Raw genomic sequence first — 26,583 nt, forward strand, 5'->3', positions numbered from 1 at the left:
AAATGCAGCGTATGTCTGATCAAGAGCAATGGAGCGAATCTGGACTTGAAATTGCAGTTGTAGGATTAGCAGGTACATTTCCCGAGGCACCGAATGTGCAAGCGTTTTGGGAAAATGTATCGCAAGGGAAAGAATCCGTTACGTTTTTCACTGATGAAGAATTAAAGGCAGCGGGTGTAGATGAAACGCTGCTAAAACGTTCTGATTATGTCAAGGCAAAGCCATATTTAAAACATGTATCATCATTTGATGCAGACTTTTTTGGCTACTCTCCGCGAGAGGCATCTATTATGGACCCGCAAATTCGATTGATGCATGAATGCACATGGCATGCGCTAGAGGATGCAGGCTATGAGCCCGAGCAATACGAAGGATTAATTGGACTTTATGCCGGCGCATCTAGCAATCTATCGTGGATGGGGCAGCATATGTCGTCACTTGCAAAGAACGAAGATGTGTTTCAAATCATGCATCTCAATGACCCATCCTTTGCTTCTCGGATTGCCTATAAATTAAATCTAAAAGGTCCAAGCGTATCGGTGCAAACGGCTTGCTCCACATCGCTTGTTGCTATCCATATGGCCTGCCAAGGATTAATCGGCGGTGAATGTGACCTTGCGTTAGCAGGAGGTGTCACACTCCATCAGCCGCAAATCACAGGCTATCAATACCAAGAAGGAATGATTTATTCTCCTGATGGTCATTGCCGTCCGTTTGATGAAAAAGCAAAAGGAACCATTTTTGGTGAAGGTGCAGGCGTTGTTGTGCTAAAACGATTAAAAGATGCGATAGAAGATGGAGATTTTATTTATGCTGTCGTAAAAGGATCTGCAACGAACAATGATGGGAGCAATAAAGTCGGTTATACAGCCCCAAGTGTGAGTGGACAGGCAAGTGTTATTGAATCTGCGTTAGAAATGGCTGAGACAGAACCAGAGACGATTTCTTATATCGAAGCGCATGGAACGGGGACGCCTGTTGGAGATCCGATTGAGATTGAGGCGCTTACCCGTGCTTTTCAAACAGATCAACAAGGCTATTGCCGAATTGGATCAGTCAAAGCCAATATTGGGCATTTAGATGCCGCAAGCGGCGTAGCTGGTTTTATCAAAACAGTCATGATGCTACATCATCGTCAATTTGCCCCGATGCCGCACTTTGAGAAACCGAATCACCGCATTTCTTTTGATCAAACCCCATTTTATGTTGGGACAGACAAAGAGGAGTGGAAGACATCTCAATTGCCAAGGAGAGCGGGTGTCAGTGCCTTTGGTATAGGGGGAGCCAATGCTCATGTCATCTTAGAAGAGGCAAAGCCGAGAAAAGCAAACAGCAACGCCTCGTCCAAAGAATTAATCGTGCTGTCAGCTAGATCAACGCATGATCTGAAGAACGTGACAAAAAACTTAAAGGAATATGTCTCCTCACATCCTGATCTCTCACTTGGTGAAGCAGCTTATACCTTACAAAGTGGAAGAAAGGCTTTCAAATATCGAAAGGCGTTTGTCTGTTCCACGCGGGAAGAGTTACTAGCGGAGCTGCAATTGCTGAATGAAGAGACAGCAGGCAGAGAAAGTCATCTTTATAAACGGATCAGCATGAAGCTAACGGGTTATCATGAGTCAGGTTTACGTGATTACATCAAGCTGTATGAGAAAGATCCTTCTTTCAAAATAGAAGTGGATCGAATCATAAGCCTCGTCCAATCCGCAGTACCTATCAAAAAAGACGAGCTGTTCCATCCTAAACAAAGCAGTCAATCAGAAGTGGTGATGCTGATCATGACATCGGCTTTTGCCAGCATGGTAAGATCACTCGGAATTGAACCAGATGGCTGGATTGGAGAAGGAAGCGGCGTCTGGACAGCTTTATATGCAGCAGGCGGTCTTGAGCTAAACGATGCGGCATCTATTGTGTGCCAACTTCATGATACCGAGACGGTTAATCAAAGGCTGGCTTCCCTGCCTCAGAGGACACTCCAACAGCCTGTTTACTTGCAGCAAACTGGGGAGGAACTAACCACTCTCGACCCATCGTCTGTAAAGGGTCTTCTTACTATGGATCAGCCTGTAAAATCACCAATAGTTGAGCAAGAATCACCAGCTTTGATCATTGACCTTTCAACGAAACAAGGGATTGTAGTTGAAAAGGGAGCAGAAAAAACAACCGAACCACTTGATGGAGACATGCTTCAAATCGCAGGTGTTCTTTGGGAAATGGGGGTCGGCTTAGCTTTCCCAATAACAGATGAGAAGAACAGACAGCGTATTCCGCTACCTGGGTACCCATTTCATAAAACTGATTTCTCTGCACAAACAAATACGATGGCAGCCATTGAACCACAAAAGCCGCAGAATGAACAGCGTGTCTTTGCTTCACTCGCTTCTTTACAAAAAGACATTCACGACATTGTGCAAACTCATTTTGGGTTTGATCAAATAGATGATGAATCGCCATTTTTCGAATTTGGTGCGACATCCCTTGATATTTCTCAGCTTGCAGCGAAAATATCTGAGCATGTGGACAAGCAAATTGACACTGTGCAATTGTATCGGTTTGCGACAGTGGCAAGTCTTGCTGAATATTTGTTTGAAGAACAGTCAGAACAGATTCAAACGCCTGCTTCTCGCCCAGTAAAAAACACGTCCCATGAGCAAACGGATATTGCGATTGTCGGAATGGCTGGAAGATTCCCGGGAGCTTCATCGCTAGAAGACTTTTGGCAGCGTCTTGTGAATGGCGAGGAAATGATTCACTTTTTCACAGAAGAAGAGCTCAAGAAAGCAGGGCTGGATGCGTCTGTCTACCAGCATCCGAATTTCATTGGAGCAAAAGGTCGTTTACAAGAAATCGAAGGCTTTGATGCAGACTTCTTCAACTATTCTGCTAGAGAGGCAGAGCTAATGGATCCGCAGTTCAGGCTCTTGCATGAATGTGCTTGGGAAGCGCTGGAGGATGCTGGCTGTGACCCTGATCGAATGGCAGGGAAAATTGGCGTTTATACAGGAACGAGTCCAAACCATGAGTGGCTGACGCGCTTTGCCCATCAAATGGAAGCAACTGAGCAATTCAGCGCCATGCTGTTAAATGATCGTGAGTTCTTTAGTACACAGCTTTCTTATAAATTGAATTTACACGGGCCTAGTGTGACCATGCAAACAGCTTGTTCGACCTCACTTGTCAATATTGGCATGGCCTGTCAAGCATTATTGAATCAAGAATGTGATGCAGCACTGGCAGGCGGTGTGACGGTTAGTTCTCCAGAAAATATCGGCTACATCTATCAAGATGGGATGATTCAATCAAAGGATGGACATTGCCGACCGTTTGACCAAGAGGCGAGCGGAACCATTTTCGGAGATGGAGCGGGGATTGTTCTGCTAAAACGTTATGAAGATGCGATGAGAGACGGTAACCCGATTCATGCGGTCATCAAAGGGGTTGGTGTGAACAATGATGGCAGCCGAAAAGCTGGTTTTACCGCTCCGAGTGTGGAAGGACAGGCAGAGGTTTTAAAAGAAACGTATGAAAAATCAGGTATCGACCCCGCGTCCATTGGTTATGTAGAAGCTCATGGTACGGGGACAAACATGGGAGATCCAATTGAGGTATCTGCTCTTAGTCAAGTGTTCAAAGGGACAGATCCGCTGACGATTCCGATCGGTTCTGTGAAAAGTAATGTCGGACACTTAAATAGTGCGGCAGGGATTGCAGGTCTGTTTAAAGCCATTTTGGCTCTCCAGCATAAAACGATTCCGCCAACCATTCATTATGAATCACCCAATCAGGAGATTCCTTTCAAAGATACACCGTTTTATGTGAATCAAAAGGCGTTGTATTGGAAGGAAGCAGATGGTCCGAGAAGAGCGGGAGTTAGCTCTTTCGGTATCGGCGGAACGAATGCCCATATGATCATAGAAGAGGGCATACAGGCGAAGCAGAAGCCAGCTTCTAACCAAAAGCAGCTGCTCGTCTTATCTGCAAAAACAGATACTGCTTTGGCGGAAATGACAGAGCGATTAAAGCAGTATGTGATCCAGCATCCTCAAGTCCCGCTTGAAGATATTGCTTATACATTACGGTATGGCAGAAAGCAATTTCCATACCGAAAAGCGATCGTACTCGCGTCTGCTGATGAATGGATGCAGCAGAAACAGCTTGAAACGAGTGTGTTCCGAAGCAAAAAATGGCGTAAAGCGACCTTTATGTTTTCGGGTCAAGGCGCTCAGTATGCTGGTATGATGCGCGGATTATATGATGCAGAGCCAGTGTTCAAATGGGAAGTAGATAGATGCTTTAAATATGTAATGGAAACGGAGCAAGTGGATTTAAAGAGCATTGTTTTTTCCGAGAATGAAACGAACGAAGACATCACAAAAACGTCAAATGCCCAGCCGCTTCTCTTTATATTTGAGTATGCATTAGCCAAATTGCTTCAGCATAGCGGTGTTGAGCCAGAATCAATGATTGGACACAGTATCGGCGAGTACGTTGCCGCTTGTTTGTCAGGGGTCTTTTCTCTCGAGTCTGCATTAACACTCGTGATGGCAAGAGGAAGATTGATGCAAGACATGGAAAAAGGCGCGATGCTTAGTGTGCAATTACCCGAGGTGGAGCTCGTCTCAATGATCGATGAATCGCTTTCTGTTGCTGCTGTCAATGCAAAAGACCTTTGTGTCGTTTCTGGAAGAGAAGAGCATATCGCTGCATTTGAAATGAAACTGCAAGACAAAGGAATTGTCACAAGACAGCTCCATACTTCTCATGCCTTTCATTCCTACATGATGGAGCCGATGCTTGAGGCGTTTCAACGATTCGTAGAGAAAGTAGAATTGCACGAGCCGGCGATTCCGTTTATATCGAATGTCACAGGCACCTGGGCGACAAGCGAAGAGGTGATGACAGCATCTTATTGGACGAACCACCTGCGTGGAACCGTTCGTTTTCATGAAGGTCTATCTCAGCTGTTAACCGATGAAGTACGAGCACTCATTGAAGTTGGACCTGGAAACAGCTTGACGGCATTAGCGAAACGTCATGAAAACAAAGAGTCTCATCATGATGTCCTGAATATGGTGAGGCATACGAGAGAACAAGCGGATGACCATGCATATTTCTTAAAGAGAATAGGAGAGCTATGGGCAGGGGGCTACGAGGTCAAAGCGCAGCAACATCCAACTCAAGAGGAACGTCAGCTCGTATCGCTACCGACCTATCCATTTGAGCGGAAACGATATTGGATTGAAGCAGGAAAGCCCGCGTCTCCGCAGCTATCCGCTCCTAAAGAAACGAAGAAAAAAGAGATGGAAGAATGGTTCTACCTGCCTTCTTGGGAGCAGCAGCCGCTAAAACCAGTTTTCAAAAAAGAAACAGAAGAACAAACGTGGCTCATTTTCAAGGAACAGGATGCTTTTCATGAACTGTTTACCCATTCATTTACGCAACAAGGTATCAAGGTCATTTCTGTCACAAAGGGTGAAGCTTATCAAGAGCAAGATGAGTCGTTTACGATCAATCCGGCAGAAGGCCAGCACTACCGAAACATGCTAGATTCATTGTCTAATAGGGGCATCAATATTCAGCGGATTCTGCATTTATGGGAAGCTGCGAAAGAAAATGACAACTCGAATCGTCAAGCCGCTTTTCAGGCGCACATTGAAAAAGGCTATTACAGTTTAATTTTCTTATCTCAAGCGATTGCTGCCCAAAAAAATATTCTAGAATGCCGTCTGTTTACGATCACTAGCGGAATCCAGCCAGTTACAGGCAATGAGACGATATGTGCAGAGAAAAGTGCAATGCTTGGACCATGTAAAGTCATTTCACAGGAATACCATCATATTAAGTGCTGGAATATCGATGTGGAAGACGTGCCAGAAGTCATGTCTTGGAAGGAACAAGTCCTTGTCGATCTTATTGTGCAGGAAATCATGCAGCCTGGAAAGGACCAGCTTGTGGCGTATCGTCATCGAAAGCGCTGGGTGCAAAGCTACAAGCATTTGCCGCTGCAAAAAGAAGATGGACTTCCGAAGATGATCAGGCCAAATGGTGTGTATCTGATCACAGGAGGTTTAGGCGGTATCGGATTTGTTCTATCAAAGATGCTGGCGAAGGAAGGAAATGTACATCTTTATTTAACTGGCAGAACGGCATTGCCGCCAAGAAATGAATGGGCGTCATATGTTCAACAAGCAAATGCCGATGAAGCGCAGCGCACGAGAATTGAGAAGGTGCTTGAGCTCGAACGATTAGGTGCAACAGTAGAAGCGGTGCAGGCGAATGCAGGAGATCTGGATCAGATGAAACATGTATTTGATGCCATTCGCAAAAAGCATGGCGGCGTTCATGGTGTATTCCATGCAGCAGGATTACCAGGAAGTACATCCTTCCGTGCAATCAAAGATATCCCTTCTACACTGGCGCAGGGAGAGGATCAATTCCAATCAAAGGTGAAAGGGCTCGATGTGCTAGAGCAGCTGCTGGAACAAGAACAAGCAGACTTTTGTCTTCTCTTTTCTTCCATTAGTGCATTGCTTGGGGGCTTAGGATTCTCTGCTTACTCAGCGGCTAACTTATATATGGATGCATTTGCAGCTAGACTTAATCAACATAGTCAAACCCCGTGGATGTGTGTGAACTGGGATGCGTGGAATTTCTGGGGTGAACTAGAATCCACAATTGGTGAATCGATCAATGAGCTTGCAATTTTACCAGAAGAGGGTGCTGAGCTGTTCCAGTATGTTCTGTCTAGCCGGCAGAATCGACACATGCTCGTGTCCACAGGAAATCTTGATGAACGGATAGATCAATGGCTGTCACTAGAGCCTAAGACCGTAGCGGATGAGAATTCGTATGAAGTGTCTAAGCACGAAAGACCAGAGCTGGGCAATCCATATGTGGCGCCTCGAAATGAAACTGAAAAAGCGATCTGCCAAGTATGGCAGGATTTTATGGGCATGGAACAAGTGGGCATTCACGACAATTTCTTCGATCTCGGCGCAAGCTCACTGGATATTGTCCAAGTCACCAATCGGTTAAATCAAGCACTTCAAACAAATGAAGCGGTTGTGACGTTGTTTACGTACCCTTCTGTTGCAGAGCTTGCGAAATATATCCAGCCTTCTGAGGACTCGAAGGAAGAAGCGATGGAAGAAGAACTAGCCGTCGTCACTTCCGGTGATCGAAGAGCTCGTTTTAAACAGCAACGGAATAAAAGATTGAGAGGCGGAATCGAGAATGAATGATACAACGAATCACTATCATGGCGCAGAAATTGCTGTTATCGGTCTTGCAGGTCGTTTTCCAGGGGCCAAAAATGTAGATGAGTACTGGGAGAATCTGAAAAAGGGAAAAGAAACAATCTCCTTTTTTACAGAAGAAGAGTTACGGTGTGAAGGTACAGATGAAGCTTTATTAAAAAATCCCCGTTTTGTTAAAGCAAAAGGGATGCTAGATGATGTTGATTTATTTGATGCAGATTTCTTTGACTATACACCAAAGGAAGCGGCCATGATGGACCCGCAGTTTAGACTGTTTCATGAATGTGTGTGGACAGCGCTTGAAGACGCTGGGTACGATCCGTTTGAATATAAAGGGCAAATCGGTCTTTATACAGGTGCAGGGATCAATACAGAATGGGTCATGAGAGCACTTCAAGGGGCGGCTCAAGGTGAGGATTCGAAAACACTGGAAGCTGCCGTTCTGAATATGCGTGATTATTTAGCGACGATGATTTCATATAAATTAAATCTGAAGGGACCGAGTATGGTGGTGCAAACCGCCTGCTCGACCTCGATGGTGTCGATTCATTTAGCCGTTCAGGCTTTATTAAGCGGCGACTGTCATATGGCTGTTGCAGGTGGCGTGTCCATTCGTCTGCCGCAAAAATCGGGCTATCTGTATCAAGAAGGCATGATCCATTCATCTGACGGGCATTGCCGCGTCTTTGATAACAAAGCCGATGGAACCGTTTTTGGTGATGGTGCAGGAGCCGTTATTTTAAAAAATTTAGAGGATGCCATTGAAGACGGCGATCACATTTATGCTGTCATCAAAGGGTCATCTATTAATAATGATGGAAATAGAAAAGTAGGATATACAGCGCCGAGTACGAAAGGTCAAGTTTCAGCGATTAAGACAGCACTTCGAATGGCTGAGGTGGAACCTGAAACCATTTCGTACATTGAAGCACATGGAACGGGGACAACCCTCGGAGATCCGATCGAAATTGAAGCGCTCAAGCAAGCATTTGATACAGATAAAAAAGGCTTTTGCCGCATTGGCTCTGTCAAATCAAATGTTGGTCATCTGAATGATGCATCAGGTGTCGCGGGCTTTATTAAAACCGTTTTAAGCTTAAAGCATCAAGTGATTCCGCCGACCATTCATTTTGAAACGCCAAATGAAAAAATTGAATTTACCAATTCGCCTTTCGTTGTAAACACAGACTTGACGCCATGGAGCACGCAGGAATCTCCTCGCCGAGCAGGTGTAAGCTCATTTGGGATAGGTGGAACAAATGCTCATGTCATTTTAGAAGAAGCACCTGCTACACGTGTTGCCGCTGATAGCCCTGAGGATAGTGAACTTCTTTTATTATCTGCCAAAACACCAGCAGCTCTTGAAAAAATGACGGATCGCCTTGCGGACTACTTACTTCAGCATCAGCAGCATGTTCGTCTAAGTGACGTTGCCTATACGCTGCAAACAGGGCGCCATCATTTCCCGCATAAACGTGTCATTCTTGGAAGTAACACGGCGGATATGTTACAGGCGCTGAATCAAAGGTCAAAAGAGGTGGTCAAGACGGCCAGCTCCCAAACATCGAGCCGTCCAGTCGTCTTTCTTTTCCCAGGCCAAGGATCTCAGTATGTAGACATGGGGCGTCAGCTTTATGACAAATATCCAGTCTTTAAAGAAGCGCTGGATCAATGCTTGAATCAATTCAAACAGCATGTCTCAGTTGACCCATTTCGTATTTTATTCTCAACAGAAGCAAGTGATGATCGTCAGCTGATCAATCAAACAGAATATACGCAGCCGCTTCTGTTTAGTGTGGAATATGCTTTGGCTAAATTGCTGATTCATTTTGGCGTCAAACCGCAGGCACTGATCGGTCACAGTATTGGAGAATATACGGCTGCTGCGGTATCTGGTTTACTATCTGTTGAAGATGCTGTAGATCTTGTGGCTTATCGCGGACAGCTCATTAGCCAGCTTCCAAAAGGCTCTATGCTGAGTGTTCCTTTGAGTGAACAGAACGTGCTGCCATATTTAACAGATGATCTTTCACTTGCAGCAGTAAATGGTCCTGAATTGTGCGTAGTGTCAGGTGAGACCGTAGCCATTGATGCACTTGCTGAGAAGCTGGAGGCTGCTGGACATGGGTGCAGGAAGCTTCACACCTCTCATGCCTTCCATTCTAAAATGATGGATGACATCCTGCCATCATTTAAAGAAAAGGTAGCCGAGTATCAATTGAATGCGCCGTCTATCCCGTATATTTCTAACGTCACAGGTACGTGGATTGACCATGAAGCAGTGCAAGACCCGGCATATTGGGCTAATCATTTGCGGCAAGCGGTTCGTTTCCGTGATGGAGCAGAGACATTATTAACGGAGCTTGATCCTATTTTCGTTGAAGTCGGGCCGGGGAATACGTTAAGTGCCTTTATTCGCCAAGCTTCAAAGGAACATCATCAGCAGCCGATTCCATTGATGCGTCATCCAAAAGAAGAGGCAGCCGACGACCGCTACCTGCTGGGAAGATTGGGTGACATCTGGCTTCAAGGGGTGCCGGTTGACTGGACAAAATTGCGAAATCAGACATCAAATCAAAAAGTATCCTTGCCGACCTATCCGTTTGAACGACAACGATATTGGATTGAAAAGGTAGATACATCTGCATTATCTTCATCCTCAGGTGTGCAAATGGTGGTGCCAAAGGATAACAAAGGGCAGGAAATAGAAGAAAACAATCAAGTCCATGCCGCCGCATCGAATGACATTGAGGCAACGTTACAGCGGATGTGGAAAGACATTTTAGGAATTGAAAAGGTGGAAAGAGACGACCATTTCTTTGAGCTTGGCGGACATTCGTTAAATGCCACCGGTCTGATTTCTCAAATTCACAAAGAGTTTGGTGTAGAGCTAACGCTCACAGACATGTTTAACAATCCGACAATTGAAAAGCTCCAAGCATTCATCGAAAAGGCAGAGAAGCATCAATATTTCAAGATTGAACCAGTCGAAAAGAAAGACACATATCCATTATCTGCTGCTCAAAGACGGACATTCCTTATTCATCAGCGTATTGGTCAAGTGACCTCTTACAACATGCCGATGGCACTAAGGTGTAAAGGTGAAATTGACGTCGAGCGCTTTGAGCAGACCTTCAAGCAATTAATTGATCGTCATGAAACCTTGCGAACGACCTTTGAATTAAAAGATGGTGAACCAGTTCAGCGTGTCCATGATGACTTCCAATTTGCTGTTGAATTGACAGAGGCTGATGAAGAAGGATTAGAAGCACAAATCGATGAATTCATTCGTCCATTTGATTTAAAGGCTGCACCATTGATCCGTGTGCGTTTTGTGAAAATCGCAGCTAACGATCACCTCTTATTAGTCGATATGCATAATATTGTGGCGGATGGAGCGAGCATGAACATCTTTATTAAAGAATTTACTGAGCTCTATCGAGGGGAAACTTTGCCGGAACTCACTGTTCAATATAAAGATTATGCAGAATGGCAAGACAAATATTTCCGTAGCGAGATGTTTCAAAAGCAGCAGGATTATTGGAAGCAGCAAATTGGCTCAAATGTGCCAACTTTGACAATGCCATATGATTTTGAACGGAAGGAACAATCCTTCTTAGGAAGAGCGATCAAATTCAATATTGAACCGCACATCGTTGAGAAAATTGAACAGCTTGCTGAACAGTATCAGCTGACAAATAACGTTATCTTGTTCCAGCTCTATGGGCTACTGCTCTCACGTTATGCAGATCAAGAGGAGCTGATTGTCGGTTCACTTGTGGCTGGACGGCGTCATGCAGATATCGAGCATACAATTGGCATGTTTACAAACTTCCTGCCAATTAAACTAGACATGGTACAAGAATCAACCTTTACAGAGCAACTGGCGCAGACAAAGCAAGTATTGCTGGATGCGTATGACCATCAAGAGTACCCATTTGACCAAATGGTTGAGCATCTGAATCCAAAAACAAGACCGCATCGCAATCCATTCTTTGATACAATGCTCATCTACCATAATGAGTACGATCCGAATATTAAAATCGAAGCCGATGGACTAACCTTCGAAACACATGAGTTTGCAAAGGGAATATCCAAACTCGATATGAAAATGGATGTTGTCAGAGAAGTAACGGGGGAGTTAAAGTGCGTCCTTCAATACAATCTTGCGCTGTTTAAACATGAGACAATGCAAGCGTTCGTCAAGCACTTCGAGCACTTGGTCGAACAGGCTGTTCAAACACCTGATCAACTGCTCAAGGATTTCGATGTGCTTACAGAGGAAGAAGAACAGGCAGCAAAGGAGAAAAGGGAGCGTGCAGAGGAAAAAGCACCGCTCGTACTTACAGTTAGCTCGACATTTACAGCAGATCCAATCGCACCTTACATTCAGTACTGGACCAAGCAGTTTGATGTGCAGCTTGATGTTCAATTTGCACCGTATGGGCAGGTATATCAGGAATTACTAAATGAGCGCAGCCTTATCTCACAGAAGAAAAACGGTGCGAACCTTCTGCTCATTCGATTAGAGGATATCACGGGTCCAGCTCATCTTTCACTGGAAGAAAAGAAAAAACTGGCTGCAGAGCATGCTGAAGAACTTGCAAACGTTCTGAAATCAAAAACGAAACATAACCTATATTTTGTTGGGATTCTGCCGATAAGTGCTGCTCTTAAAGACACGCTGCAAGATGTGGAACGAGAGTGGATTGCTCAATTATCTGAGATAGACGGTGTTCAATTAATCGACTGCCGTCAGCTTGCGAAGCACTATCAGATAGATGACATCTTTGATGCAAAAGGAGAGCAAGCCGCACATCTCCCATTCACTGAAGTCTTTTGTGGAGCCATCGGTACAAAAGTCGCACGCGAGTTCATTGCATGGCAAGGTGCACCATTTAAGGTGGCGGCCATTGATTGTGATCACACGCTTTGGAGAGGTGTCGTTTCAGAAGACGGTATAGAAGGCATCGATATTACGCCAGAACATCAAATGCTTCAGCGCTTTTTAAAACAAAAGCAAAAAGAAGGTCTCCTGCTTGTCTTAAGCAGCAGGAATAATGAAGAAGATGTGTGGCGCGTGTTTGAAAACCACCCAGATATGATCCTGCAAAAAGATGATATTGTCGACTGGCGGATCAATTGGGAAAGTAAACCGGCACATCTCAAAGAGATGGCAGATTCACTGAATCTTTCATTATCTCAGTTTATTTTCTTAGACGATGATCCTGCTCAGTGCTTGCGTATGAATGAAGAGCTGCCTGAAGTGATGACAATGCTACTACCTGCCAATGAAAAAGCGATCCCATTATTCGCTCAGCATGCTTGGGCATTTGACCGCTATGATGTCACAGAAGAAGATAGAGGGCGAACAACGAGCTACAAGGCTGAAAAAGCTCGTCAAAAAGAGAAAGCAGAATCGCCGTCAATGGAGCAATTTTTACAAGATTTGAATTTGAACATGAGTGTAACAGAGTGGGGAGAAAAGCACCTTGCCCGCGTGGCGCAAATGAGCAGTCGCATTAACCAATTCCGCTTAAATGATCAGCGCTTTGATGAACAGCAGCTGAGAGAGCGGATGGAAAATGAGCATGTTCAGGGCTGGATTATCGAGGCAGCGGATCGCTTCAGTCATGAAGGAATTGTAGGGGCGATCTTGGCTCATCATGTAGGCGACACCTTGATCATTGATGCATGGATGCTAAGCTGCCGTGCTCTAGGGAAAGGGATTGAGCAAAAATGTCTGACATGGCTCGCTGAATATAGCCGTCAGCACCAGCTTTCTTCTATTGAATTCACATTTGCATCGACTGGACGTAATGAGCTATTCAAGTCATTTATGAAAGAGCACCAGATGCAGGAGATGGGGGAGCAGCAAACATACCGGATACAAGTGGAAGAAATCGGTTCACTGAGCGATCACATTCAGATCGTCGACCACCTGTCACCTCGTCAGCACCCGGCTGAAGAAATAGAGGGTCAAAAGGTGGAGACAGCAAGTCATTCAGCTTCTGAAGGTTACACATGGGAAACGGTTCAAACAGATCAAACGCTGCACAGCGGGTATGTAAAAGCCCTTAAGGTACATGATCAAGAAGGTCTTCGTTCATTATTAAAGACGGAACTAACGCAGGATCAGGGACTTTACGCACAGCCAACCAATGAACGCGAGGCATTGCTTCTTGAGATTTGGTGTGACATTCTTCATGTGGAAAAAGTAGGAATTGACAACGACTTTTTCGATTTAGGAGGAAATTCTTTACTTGCTGTCAAAATGGAAGTAGAGATTGAAAAGAAGGGTTGGTATGTTGATGATTTGAATTTTGCTGAAAAACACACCATTCGAGAATTAGCAAAATATATGAAGAGGGAGAATCAGCATGCATAAAGATGTAAAAGCCATATATGAAGAATCAAAAATTTTAGATGAGGCAACTCATTTATACGGAGTCCAGCGAAGTGACATCCACTTTATCGCAGATGCAGAAAACTATGTGTATGAACTTAAAAAAGACGGAGAGTCTTTCATTTTAAAAATTACCCATACCATCCGCAGATCACCTGATTATATTTTAGGTGAAATGGAATGGCTCCATCACTTAGCGAAGGGCGGACTTTCGGTTGCAAAACCAATTGCTTCATTAAATGGCCGTGATATCGAGCAAGTAGACGATGGGCAAGGCGGTTCATTTTTACTGCGGGTCTATGAAAAAGCACCAGGCCATAAAGTCGAAGAGGCAGACTGGAACGATGAATTATTTTATGCCCTTGGACAGTACACAGGCCGCATGCATAAACTGACAAAAAGCTATCAGCTGTCAGATCTGCGATATAAAAGACAAGAGTGGGATGAAGAGGAGCAGCTTAAATTGCGTAAGTATGTCCCAGCCGATCAGACGCTTGTATTCGAACAAGCGGATCGGTTGATGGAAAAGCTGGCAAAGCTTCCGAAAAATCAGGATACGTACGGATTGGTTCATGCGGATCTTCATCACGGAAACTTCCACTGGGATCAAGGCAAAATTACGACCTTTGATTTCGATGATATCGGGTACAATTGGTTTATGAATGACATTAGCATTTTGCTATACAATGTGTTGTGGTACCCAGTCATTCCATACGAAGACAAAGCAGCTTTTGCAGGAAACTTTATGAAGCAGTTCCTTAAAGGCTATCGTGAAGAGAATGAGCTTGGGGATGAGTGGCTTGCCTACATTCCTGACTTCCTTCGCTTACGTCACGTGCTAATCTATGGCTTGCTGCATCAAGCATTTGATTTGGCTACCATCGGAGAAGAAGAGAAGGCCATGCTCGCTAGCTTCCGCTCCGACATTGAGCAAGCAGCACCGATTACGACGTTTGACTTTACAAAGCTAAGTCAATCTTAAAATCAAAATCCCCGCCTATGTGATGAGGCGGGGATTGTTTTTTTATGGGCGATAGGTGGACGGTGATTCAATGATATGAAACAGGTTCTTTCCTTGCTTTGTATTATCGATCCAGCCTTGAAATGCTGCTTTACCAGGTCCATATGCATAGACAGGGACATCCTCACCTGTATGAGCAAAGGTTGTCCAGCCTGAGAAAGAACGCTGATCAAAGATGTGTTGAATGCTGAGTTGAATTGTACTGGCTTTCCCTGATTGTGCCGCTTTCTCCACCTGTGAGATTTCCTCATTTGTGAGCGAGAAATCAATATGGGTGTGAAGGACATCACGTACCGATTGTCCGCCTGCGATTTTCTTTGCCATATACACAGGTGTTTTCTTAGCAGCTAAAATAGGTGCTGGGTCCCATTTATAGCCAGTTTCACTTGTCATGCCGTCTGCACCAAACGAAAAGCCGCCAGTCGCATGATCTGCTGTGATGACAACGAGTGTTTCTTGATCCTTTTTAGCGAATTGAAGAGCCGCTTGGACTGCTTTCTCAAAATCCTCCATCTCACTCATTGCGCCGACCACATCATTTTCATGTCCAGCAGAATCAATGGTACTACCTTCAAGCAGCATGAAAAACCCATGCGAATTGTCTTGATTTAATTGGGCTAATGCTGACTGCGTCATGGCTTTTAAAGTAGGCACATGCTTTGGACGATCGATGGCTCGATCCAGTTCGTCCTCCTGGAATAAGCCGAGCATTTTCGAAGATGATTGGGAGGTTAAATCATCTTTTGACCTTAGTATGGAATAACCGCTCTTCTCAAATTCTTTCACAAGATCACGGTCTTTTCGGTCAAAATATTGCATGCCGCCACCTAGAAGGATATCAACTTTGTGCTCTCCGTCTATTTTCTCATCATAAAAGTGGTCTGCAATTTGTTCTTTGTTTTTTCGGGAGACGTTATGTGTGCCAAAAGCGGCAGGTGTAGCATCGGTGATGTCAGATGAGACAACAAAGGCTGTTTTCATTTGTGCTTCCTTTGCTGCTTCAACGACACTTCTAAGAGGTTCTTTTTCTTGGTTGACGGCGATGGCATCATTGTATGTCTTTTTTCCAGTCGCCATGGCCGTGGCTGCGGCAGCTGAGTCGGTAATATTATCTCGAGGATCATCTGGGTGTGTGGTCTGCATCCCGACTAAATACGGGTCCCAGACGGTTTGTGCTTTTGGAGAACCAAGCTTTTCCTGCTTGAATGTGCGGTAGGCTTTGATCACGGGCATCCCCATTCCATCGCCAACGATAAAAATAACATTTTTTGGTGTTTTCGTTTGTTTCTTGTCTGCTGCATTTGTTGAGACGGGAGTGACATAATGTGAGGTCAATAAAGCAGCGAATACGAGTACCGCTAGAATCCCACTCATAAGAAAAATACGTTTTTTACGATCCATAGAGCCCATGAAAAATCCCCTTTTATCATTTATTTCATAATTTGTATTTTATTTGAATGAGGGCAATGGTTCAACCCCTTTTCCCATAAAAAAAGGGATGAGACTTTTGCCTCATCACCTTTTATACCGTATCACACTTGACGCCAACGACGCCTTCTAGATCTTTAATATCAAAATACACATCGGTTGTATAGCGATCTTTATGCACGCGTACGCGTACTTCCATAATCGGATAGTTCTTTTCTGTTAAATCATCAATACGAACAGAATGAATGCGAATGTTGAGGGCTTTCATTTCTTTTAAAATATCCGTCATACGGTTTCGATCAGAAAGAGACATTCTGATGCGGATTTCTTTTTCCTGTAAGCGAATCGGTCCGATCCGCTGGAAGAGCCATGGTAGAAATTCGACACTAACCAGAATAAAGAAAAGACTGAGGAAGGCTTCTTTATAAAATCCTGCACCTGTTGCAACCCCAAGTCCTGCTGCTCCCCAGATCATCGCAGAAGTCGTAAGACCTGAGATGACATCATTGCTTTTTCGCAGAATCACACCTGCTCCAATAAAACCAACACCAGATATAATTTGCGCCGGTAACCTGAGTGGGTCCATTTGAAGCCTAGAGACTCGAGGGAAATTGTAGGCTGCATCAATGCTGATGATGGTTAACACGCAGGAGCTGACAGCAATGACAATACACGTTTTTAAGCCGAGCGGCTTTTTCTTCAGCTCGCGTTCAAGCCCAATAATCAAACCGATTAAGGTGGCCACGGCTAATTTTAAGACTGTATCCCATTCAATTGTCCAAAACATGCGTATCGCTCCTTCACTTCATGTACGTTTCACATCATGTATATGATCTTCTCATAGCCCATATGGCTGCACAACTCTTATTTTATTCAGAATCGGAAGAAAGAAAAGCTTTTTATTTAATTTAAAAAGAGAGTCATCCGCATAAGGCAGACGACCCTTCATGTTCTTTATTTTGTTTCTTCTTCAAGATGATTTTCCATTTTGTTAAATAGCTGTTTTGATGCTTTTGACGGCTTACTTGTCAATAAGCTCACAATAATGGCAGCTAATCCACTTAACGTAAAGCCAGGAATCATTTCATAAATACCTGTTGCATGGTTAAGGCCTGTCGTGATCCATGTGAGAACGACTATCGCACCAACAATCATCCCAACAAGGGCACCATGATGATTCATTCGCTTCCAGTATAGGCAAAGTAAGATGACTGGACCGAATGAAGAACCAAATCCAGCCCACGCATAACCGACAAGGTCAAGAATGGTATCACTTGGATTAAGTGAAAGGCAAAGGGCAATTACAGCGACAACGAGTACAGACATACGGCCAATCATCACGAGCTCTTTATCAGATGCTTTTTTTCTAAAGAACGTTCTGTATAAATCCTCTGTCATCGCACTTGCTGTGACAAGCAGCTGAGACGAAATTGAACTCATAATCGCCGCTAAAATGGCAGAAAGTAAAAATCCAGTGATATATGGATGGAACAGCACCTTAGAAAAGACGATAAAGATCGTTTCAGGGTCAGCAAGGTTCATACCCGTTTCATGAACATAGGCAACACCGACTAAACCGACAGATAGTGAACCAATTACTGAAATAATCATCCAGCTCATTCCGATGCGGCGTGCTGGTTTTAAGTCTTTGACGGACGTAATCGCCATAAAGCGCACGATAATATGCGGCTGTCCAAAGTAACCTAGTCCCCAAGCGAGGAAGGATATAATGCCAATGACGCTCGTTCCTCTAAAAATATCAAGCAATTTAGGATCAATCTGTTGAATATCTTGGAATGTGGCAACAGGTCCACCTAATTGTGTAAAGGCAACGATCGGCACGAGCACTAATGCTAAAAACATGATAGCTCCTTGGACAAAGTCCGTTAAGCTCACTGCCAGGAATCCACCAAACAATGTATACAAAATAACAATACTTGACGTCAAAATCAGTCCAAACATGTAGTGTGCACCAAATGCTGACTCAAATAAACGTCCGCCTGATACCATCCCAGACGATGTATACAGCGTAAAGAATATTAAAATGATGACAGCTGATACAGCTTTTAATAAAGAAGATGATCCTTTGAATCGTTTATCAAAGAAATCAGGAATCGTAATGGCATCATCAGCAATTTCTGTATAAGAACGTAAACGGGGTGCAAGAATGAGATAGTTTAAGTAAGCACCGACGATGAGACCAATCGCAAGCCAGGTAGTCGATAAACCTGTTTTATACATTTCACCTGGTACACCCATCAGCATCCAGCCGCTCATATCCGCAGCACCTGCTGAAAGAGCTGTAACGAATGGACCAAGTCCGCGTCCACCAAGCATATAATCATTTAAATCATGTGTTTTCCTGAATGCATACCAACCGATGGCAAGCATCCCGATAAAATAAATAGATAAGGAAATTGTAACTTCAATACTCATTTTGTGTTCTCACCTTTTTCGTATAAATTTGACATCACCTCAATCAAAATATCCAGAAGTGTCAGGGCTAGTTTTTTGATTGAATGCCCTTCTCACTGCTATGGTTACTTAACCTAACAGAGTATTCCCAAGTGATCAACCTTCTTAAACCTCCTCATTTTGAAGAAAAAATGGACAGATCGGTGATACGAATCAGTTTGTATACGCTTACAAAAGTAAATAAAAGTAAAAATTTTCTGAAAATAAAAGGTGGTCTGCATGACTATTTTCTTTATCTGTTGGATCACTATGATGCTTCGAGAGAAAAGGGCTCTTGCTGCGCCTGTGTAAAGTTGCTTTAGAACAGTAAAATTTGATATGATAAAGTGTATATGACTTATGATCATGACCACGAACACGTATCATTTTTGGAGGTGAACCTGCATGTCTAGAATTTCAATAGAAGAAGTAAAGCACGTGGCGCATTTGGCACGGCTTGCAATTACAGAAGAAGAAGCTGAAATGTTTACTGAACAGCTTGATAGCATCATTTCATTTGCAGAGCAGTTAAACGAGGTAGATACGGAAAACGTTGAACCAACAACACACGTATTAAAAATGAAAAACGTCATGAGAGAAGATGTTCCGAATAAAGGTCTTTCCATTGAGGCAGTCATCAAAAACGCGCCTGATCATAAAGACGGCTATATTCGTGTGCCATCAATTTTGGACTAAAGGAGGCCTGAGGCATGTCACTGTTTGATCACAAAATTTCTGAATTAAAAGAGCTTTTACATAAAAAGGAACTGTCTGTTTCTGATTTAGTGGACGAGTCTTATAAACGAATCAATGAAGTAGACGGGAAAGTACAAGCATTCCTTGCACTGGACGAAGAGAAAGCTCGTGCGTATGCAAAGGAATTGGACGAGGCAGTTGGTGAAAAGGACGAGCTTGGTCTATTGTTCGGTATGCCAATCGGTGTGAAAGATAACATCGTCACAAAGGATTTACGTACAACAGCATCTAGTAAAATCCTGCAAAACTTTGATCCTATTTATGATGCAACGGTTGTCAATCGTTTAAGAGATGCGGAAGCAGTCACAATCGGTAAATTAAATATGGACGAATTTGCAATGGGATCTTCTACAGAGAACTCAGGCTACAAAGCAACGAAAAACCCTTGGAATTTAAACACTGTTCCAGGTGGATCAAGTGGTGGCTCAGCAGCCTCTGTTGCAGCAGGTGAAGTACCATTCTCACTTGGATCAGATACGGGCGGTTCGATTCGCCAGCCGGCATCATTCTGCGGCGTTGTGGGCCTGAAGCCGACGTATGGCCGTGTATCTAGATACGGCTTAATCGCATTTGCTTCTTCATTAGATCAAATCGGGCCGATTACGCGTAACGTTGAGGACAATGCATACGTTCTTCAAGCGATTGCTGGAGTCGATCAAATGGACGCAACGAGTGCAAATGTCGACGTCCCAGATTTTCTTTCTCCATTAACTGGAGACATCAAAGGCATGAAAATTGCAGTGCCAAAAGAATACCTTGGAGAAGGTGTTGGCGAGGAAGCAAAAGAGTCTGTTCTTCAAGCGTTAAAAGTATTAGAAGGACTTGGTGCCACATGGGAAGAAGTGTCTCTTCCGCATTCTAAATATGCGCTTGCGACTTACTACTTACTGTCTTCTTCAGAAGCATCTGCAAACCTTGCGCGTTTTGACGGCATCCGCTATGGCTACCGTACAGATAATGCAGAAAACCTGATTGATTTATACAAAAATACTCGTTCTGAAGGCTTTGGAAACGAAGTGAAACGCCGCATCATGCTTGGCACATTCGCTCTTAGCTCAGGATATTATGATGCATACTATAAAAAGGCGCAAAAAGTCCGTACATTGATCAAAAAAGACTTCGAAGATGTTTTTGAAAAGTATGATGTCATTGTAGGGCCAACAACGCCAACTCCTGCATTTAACATTGGTGAAAAGACAAGCGATCCACTGACGATGTACGCGAACGATATTTTAACGATCCCTGTGAACCTTGCAGGCGTTCCAGGAATCAGTGTGCCTTGTGGATTTGCAAACGGTCTTCCGTTAGGACTGCAAATCATTGGTAAGCACTTTGATGAAGGAACGGTTTACCGCGTGGCTCACGCTTTCGAGCAAGCAACAGATCATCATAAAGCAAAACCTGAACTGTAAGGGGTGAATCAGAATGAACTTTGAAACGGTAATTGGACTTGAAGTCCACGTTGAGCTAAAAACACAATCAAAAATTTTCTCCAGCTCGCCGACACCTTTTGGTGCAGCTGCCAACACGCAAACAAGTGTCATCGACCTTGGATATCCTGGCGTACTGCCTGTATTGAACAAAGAAGCGGTGAACTTTGCAATGAAAGCAGCAATGGCTCTAAACTGTGAGATCGCAACAGATACAAAATTTGACCGTAAAAACTACTTCTATCCTGATAACCCAAAGGCGTATCAAATTTCTCAATTTGATAAACCGATCGGTGAAAACGGCTGGATTGAAATTGAAGTAGAAGGCAAAACGAAACGAATCGGTATTACGCGTCTCCATTTGGAAGAGGATGCAGGTAAACTGACACACACAGGCGACGGATATTCACTTGTTGACTTCAACCGTCAAGGCACACCGCTTGTTGAAATCGTATCTGAGCCAGACATTCGCACACCAGAAGAAGCGTATGCGTACTTAGAAAAACTAAAATCTATTATTCAATATACAGGCGTATCTGACTGTAAGATGGAAGAAGGCTCACTTCGCTGTGATGCCAATATTTCACTTCGTCCGATTGGCCGTGAAGAGTTTGGAACGAAAACAGAGCTCAAGAACTTGAACTCATTTGCTTTCGTACAAAAAGGTCTTGAATTCGAAGAGAAACGTCAAGAGCAAGTATTGCTTTCTGGCGGCTTGATCGAACAAGAAACTCGCCGCTATGACGAAGCGTCTAAAAAGACGATCCTCATGCGTGTCAAAGAGGGCTCAGATGATTACCGCTACTTCCCAGAACCAGATTTGGTGGAGCTGTACATTGATGACGAGTGGAAAGAACGCGTAAGAGCATCGATTCCAGAGCTTCCAGACGAGCGCCGCAAACGCTACATCGATGAGCTTGGGCTTCCTGCATATGATGCGATGGTGCTGACGCTGACAAAAGAAATGTCTGATTTCTTTGAAGCAACCATTTCAGAAGGTGCAGAAGCGAAGCAAGCTTCAAACTGGTTGATGGGAGAAGTATCTGCCTACTTAAATTCAGCTCAAAAAGAGCTGGAAGATACAAAGCTAACGCCGCAAGGCCTGGCTGGCATGATCAATCTCATCGAAAAAGGAACGATTTCTTCTAAGATTGCCAAAAAGGTATTCAAAGAGCTGATTGAAAATGGGGGAGACGCAGAAACAATCGTCAAAGAAAAAGGACTTGTCCAAATTTCTGACGAAGGTGCCCTGCTCAAACTTGTCACAGAAGCACTTGATAACAACCCGCAATCCATCGAAGACTTTAAAAACGGAAAAGACCGCGCGATTGGTTTCTTAGTCGGACAAATCATGAAAGCATCGAAGGGACAAGCAAACCCGCCGATGGTCAACAAGATTCTCCTAGAAGAAATCAAAAAACGCTAATGAACAATAGCAAAAACCGCCTCATGAGAAGAGGCGGTTTTTTTTGCTTGAACTGACAGGGTCTTATAATAGATTCAGACCACCGCCGTATATCAATTCGGAGATTCTTTTCTTATAATGAAGTATAAGCGAAAGTGCACATTCGAAGGGGGATAAAGGTGAACGAACCGGAAAAACAGCACGTAAAGTTATGAAAGAAACAGCTTCAATTGTTCGACTACTCTTATGACAGCAGGGTCCTCACACTTTTCTAAATTCGTCAGCATCCCTTGAATGACTGGCTTACGAGGCTCAGCTTTCGCCAGTTCTTCTTCAATGACTTCAATGGATACAAGGGTATCATCAGAAAGCAAATGCTCAAGCTTTAACAAACGAAGCTCCTCTTCTAGGGATGCAGCGCTCGGCGCTTCATCGTCCCAAATGGTTGGCTTTAAGATCGGTTTCGTCTGAGAACGAAGCATACCTTGAACCAAATCATCTAATCGTTCGAGTATAAAGGAAGAGAGCTCATCAAATGATAATTGCATCTGATCTTGTAAAAGCAGCACCTGCACATACGATTGGATGATTCCTTGAATCATGACTGACAGGTCAGTTATAAATGGTTCGATCTCCTGTCCATAAGTGGTCAAGATGGAAATTTGAATTTCATCATTCATTTGCTTTTTCACAGTTTTTGAATACTTTTTAATTTGCTGGTTTTCTGGAATAATGTTCTCGCTGAGGATCAAAATGATAAAATCCTTGTTCTCAGCAAAATGCTGAAACTGTTCAGCGATTTGCTTCTGGAAGATTTCTCTCGGTGCGAGATGCTGATTCTCTTTTCGAATCGTTTCAATAGTTTGCATAGAAGTGTCGATATAATATTCGAACGCTCGGTTGAAAAGCTGTTCTTTTGATTTGAAATGCAAATAAAACGCGCCTTTCGATATTCCGCACTCATCTGCTATTTCCTGAATGGTCGTAGAAGAAAAACCCTTTTTCGCAAACAACTGGATGCTTGCTTTAATGATTTTTTCTTTTTTTTCGTTCATGAAATAAGGCCCCTTCAGCTTTAGAATGTTACGTCAAACGCAAGAGAAATGGTTGACGGCATTGTATATCACCGTTTATTATGATATAGAATGACCAGTCAGTCAATACATAAAGGAAAATGGAGGACATAATGAATTCGATCATCAATTTTGTATTAAAGAATAAGTTCGCTGTATGGCTCATGACAATTATCGTAACAGTTGCTGGTCTATATGCTGGATTGAATATGAAACAAGAATCAATCCCGAATATCAACACTCCAGTCATTACGGTTTCTACAACGTATCCTGGCGCAACGCCGGACGAAGTATCAGATAAGGTGACCGATCCAATTGAGAAGTCTATTCAAAACCTAAACGGAGTCAATGTGGTCACATCCAATTCTTTTGAAAATGCTTCATCGATTCAAGTCGAGTACGATTATAACAAAGACATGGATGAAGCAAAAAAGGAAATTGAAGATGCGGTTAACAACATCAATTTTCCGGAAAATGCAGAAAAACCAAAAATCGCACGCTTTAGTATCAATGCGGTTCCAATATTAGCACTCAGTGTATCTGGTGATAAAGAATCATTAGAAAACCTGACGAAAAAAGTGGAAGGTGACCTTGTCCCTTCACTTGAAGGATTAGACGGTGTATCTTCCGTCGAAGCTTCTGGACAGCAAATCAAAGAAGTAGAATTTTCGTTTAAACAAAAAAAATTGAAAGAATACGGTTTAGATGAAGAAACCGTCCAAAACATGATCAAAGGCTCTGATGTGAATGTGCCATTAGGTTTATACACATTTGGCAACAAACAAAAATCAGTTGTCGTGGACGGCAATATTTTAAGCGTCAAAGATTTGAAAAACATGCGAATTCCTGTCACACCAAGTGCAAGCAGTGGAGCTGGAGCACCATCTAGCGGCGCTGAAAATCCAGGTGCGCAAGGTGCGGAGCAGCAGGCTGGAAATGCAAGTCAGCAGCAAGCAGCAGCCCAGCAGCAACCTAGTGGAAGTGCAGCGAGCGGTCAATCTGTAGAGCTGCCGACAATTAAGCTTTCTGAGATTGCGGATATTAAAGTCGTCAAGAATGCAGAATCGATCTCTAGAACAAATGGAAAAGACAGTATCGGTCTGCAAATTGTCAAAGGCTCTGATGCCAACACAGTAAGTGTAGCAGAAGCAGTCACAAAAGAACTTGAGAAGTTTAAGAAAGATAACAAAGGAATCAAAGTAAGTACCACATATGATCAAGCAGAACCGATTAAAGAGTCCGTTAGCACAATGCTGAATAAGGCTATCATCGGAGCGATTTTTGCGATCATTATCATTATGTTGTTCCTTCGAGATATCAAATCAACCTTAATTTCGGTCATCTCCATTCCGTTATCTCTGTTGATTGCTGTTTTAATATTAAATCAGCTGGATATCACACTAAATATCATGACACTTGGTGCCATGACCGTCGCCATTGGGCGTGTTGTTGATGACTCCATTGTTGTCATAGAAAACATATATCGACGAATGGCATTAAAGGATGAGCCATTAAAAGGAAAAGAACTCGTTAAAGAAGCCACAAAAGAAATGTTTATTCCAATCATGTCTTCGACGATCGTCACAATTGCGGTCTTCTTACCGCTAGCACTTGTGGGTGGAATGATTGGTGAACTATTCATCCCATTTGCATTAACGATTGTGTTTGCTTTAATGGCTTCACTCCTTGTCGCCATTACGATTGTTCCAATGATGGCACACAGTCTATTTAAAAAGAACCTGTACGGCACAGCGAAAAAGGTAAAAGAACATAAACCAAGCAAGCTTGCTGGCGGTTATAGACGTGTACTCAATTGGACATTGAACCACAAATGGATCACATCAGGAATTGCCATTCTTATGCTTGTCGGAAGCTTATTCTTAGCACCACTTGTCGGTGTCAGCTTCTTACCACAGGAAGCAGAGAAGACGGCGATGGTGACTTATACACCTGAACCTGGACAAACGAGAGAACAAGCTATCGATGAAACGAAAAAAGCAGAAGAATATTTGATCAAACGTGACCATGTCAATACTGTTCAATATTCACTAGGCTCTTCAAATGCCCTGACAGCAAGTGTAGGCGGCAATTCTAACGGTGCGTTATTCTTCGTACAATATGATGAAGACACACCAAACTTTGATAAAGAAAAAGATAAAGTGGTCAAAGCCCTGCAAGACAAAACGTCTAAAGGGGAATGGAAATCACAAGACTTCTCATCTGCTGGCGCAAGCAATACAGTAACGTACTATGTCTACGGTGACAAAGTAAGCGATATTGAAGGCACAGTAAAAGATGTCGAGAACATCTTAAAAGATGAGAAAAACCTGAAAAATGTCAGCACAAGCTTATCTGAGAAATACGACGAATATACGTTTAATGCAGATCAAGAAAAACTGGCGAAACTGGGTCTAACTGCTTCACAAATCGCTCAAGCGATTGCTCCTCAAAATAGTGAAACAACACTGACGAAAGTAACTGAGGACGGCAAAGAACTTGATGTGAATCTTCAAACGGAAAAAGATGAATATAAGAGCAAAAAAGATTTAGAAAATAAAAAGATCACAACACCAACAGGGCAAGAAGTCCGAATTGGTGATGTCGTAAAAGTAAGAAATGGTACGACAGCGAATACGGTGACAAAACGTGATGGAAAAATCTACGCAGAAGTGTCTGGAGACATGACAACAGATGATGTCTCAAGTGTGACACAGGATGTTCAGAAAAAAGTCGACAAGCTTGATCTGAAATCTGGCGTAACGATTGACACAGGCGGCGTAAGTGCGGATATTGAGGAATCCTTTACACAGCTTGGGCTCGCAATGCTCGCAGCGATTGCCATTGTGTATCTCGTTCTCGTCATCACATTTGGCGGAGGTCTTGCACCATTTGCAATTCTCTTCTCGCTTCCATTTACAATTATTGGCGCGCTCGTTGGATTGTTTTTAGCAAAAGAAACCATCAGCTTAAACGCCATGATTGGATTGCTCATGCTGATCGGAATTGTTGTGACAAACGCGATCGTCTTAATTGACCGAGTCATTCATAAAGAGAAAGAAGGACTCTCAACAAGAGAGGCATTACTGGAAGCTGGTACAATAAGAGTACGTCCAATCTTAATGACGGCACTTGCGACAATTGGGGCACTTCTTCCATTAGCATTAGGATTTGAAGGCGGAAGCCAAATTGTTTCAAAAGGACTTGGCGTCACAGTCATTGGTGGTCTCGCAAGTTCAACATTGTTAACACTGGTTATCGTACCAATCGTATACGAAGTGTTAAGCAAATTTAAACGCAAAAAGAAATACGTAGAAGAAGATTGAGATGGGGCCCCGCTTTGATGGCGGGGCT

Annotated in this window: 11 protein-coding genes; 7 read left to right on the forward strand and 4 right to left on the reverse strand. The window is 43.4% G+C overall.

The window, feature by feature from the left end:
* Positions 1-11: 11 nt before the first annotated feature.
* From NSQ36_RS03505 to NSQ36_RS03515, 3 genes are read left to right on the forward strand one after another with little or no spacing between them, the layout of a single operon-like run.
* Entirely contained in the window at positions 12-7,244 is a 7,233-nt protein-coding gene (locus NSQ36_RS03505; RefSeq protein WP_339206786.1) for an SDR family NAD(P)-dependent oxidoreductase, read from the forward strand.
* Positions 7,237-13,647 carry an HAD-IIIC family phosphatase gene (locus tag NSQ36_RS03510; protein WP_339206788.1) on the forward strand — a complete coding sequence of 2,137 codons (6,411 nt, stop codon included), beginning with the start codon at positions 7,237-7,239 and terminating at the stop codon, positions 13,645-13,647. Before NSQ36_RS03505 ends, NSQ36_RS03510 begins: the two co-directional genes overlap by 8 nt.
* On the forward strand, positions 13,640-14,647 hold the full coding sequence (locus NSQ36_RS03515) for a phosphotransferase enzyme family protein (protein ID WP_339206790.1): 1,008 nt from the start codon (positions 13,640-13,642) through the stop codon (positions 14,645-14,647). The genes NSQ36_RS03510 and NSQ36_RS03515 overlap by 8 nt, the downstream gene beginning before the upstream one ends.
* 42 nt (positions 14,648-14,689) lie before the next feature.
* On the opposite strand, the gene NSQ36_RS03520 is transcribed toward NSQ36_RS03515, so the two are convergent.
* From NSQ36_RS03520 to putP, 3 genes are all read right to left on the reverse strand, one after another.
* A complete protein-coding gene (locus NSQ36_RS03520) occupies positions 14,690-16,096 on the reverse strand; it encodes an alkaline phosphatase (protein ID WP_339206792.1) in 1,407 nt (468 codons plus the stop codon).
* Between the two features lie 112 nt (positions 16,097-16,208).
* Complete coding sequence (locus tag NSQ36_RS03525; RefSeq protein ID WP_170966033.1) at positions 16,209-16,907, reverse strand: MgtC/SapB family protein; 699 nt, start codon at positions 16,905-16,907, stop codon at positions 16,209-16,211.
* A 161-nt stretch (positions 16,908-17,068) separates the two neighbouring features.
* The gene (gene putP / locus NSQ36_RS03530; protein WP_126741168.1) at positions 17,069-18,550 is read right to left on the reverse strand and encodes a sodium/proline symporter PutP; all 1,482 of its coding nucleotides are present in this window, start codon (positions 18,548-18,550) and stop codon (positions 17,069-17,071) included.
* 423 nt (positions 18,551-18,973) lie between these two features.
* On the opposite strand from putP, the gene gatC reads away from it, so the two are divergent.
* The 3 genes from gatC to gatB are packed head-to-tail and all read left to right on the forward strand — an operon-like array spanning position 18,974 to position 22,180.
* Positions 18,974-19,264 carry an Asp-tRNA(Asn)/Glu-tRNA(Gln) amidotransferase subunit GatC gene (gene gatC / locus NSQ36_RS03535; protein ID WP_003213898.1) on the forward strand — a complete coding sequence of 97 codons (291 nt, stop codon included), beginning with the start codon at positions 18,974-18,976 and terminating at the stop codon, positions 19,262-19,264.
* 14 nt (positions 19,265-19,278) lie between these two features.
* On the forward strand, positions 19,279-20,736 hold the full coding sequence (gene gatA, locus NSQ36_RS03540) for an Asp-tRNA(Asn)/Glu-tRNA(Gln) amidotransferase subunit GatA (protein WP_251191460.1): 1,458 nt from the start codon (positions 19,279-19,281) through the stop codon (positions 20,734-20,736).
* 13 nt (positions 20,737-20,749) lie between these two features.
* Positions 20,750-22,180 carry an Asp-tRNA(Asn)/Glu-tRNA(Gln) amidotransferase subunit GatB gene (gene gatB, locus NSQ36_RS03545; RefSeq protein ID WP_003214292.1) on the forward strand — a complete coding sequence of 477 codons (1,431 nt, stop codon included), beginning with the start codon at positions 20,750-20,752 and terminating at the stop codon, positions 22,178-22,180.
* 188 nt (positions 22,181-22,368) lie between these two features.
* Here the strand turns inward: gatB and NSQ36_RS03550 are convergent, their stop codons facing one another.
* Complete coding sequence (locus NSQ36_RS03550; protein ID WP_003214065.1) at positions 22,369-23,214, reverse strand: TetR/AcrR family transcriptional regulator; 846 nt, start codon at positions 23,212-23,214, stop codon at positions 22,369-22,371.
* 131 nt (positions 23,215-23,345) lie between these two features.
* On the opposite strand from NSQ36_RS03550, the gene NSQ36_RS03555 reads away from it, so the two are divergent.
* Positions 23,346-26,555 (forward strand): efflux RND transporter permease subunit, encoded by a 3,210-nt coding sequence (locus tag NSQ36_RS03555; RefSeq protein ID WP_003213881.1) that lies wholly within the window; start codon positions 23,346-23,348, stop codon positions 26,553-26,555.
* Positions 26,556-26,583: the final 28 nt, after the last annotated feature.

The organism is Bacillus sp. FSL W8-1143, assembly GCF_037965155.1.
GTDB lineage: Bacteria > Bacillota > Bacilli > Bacillales > Bacillaceae > Bacillus > Bacillus pumilus.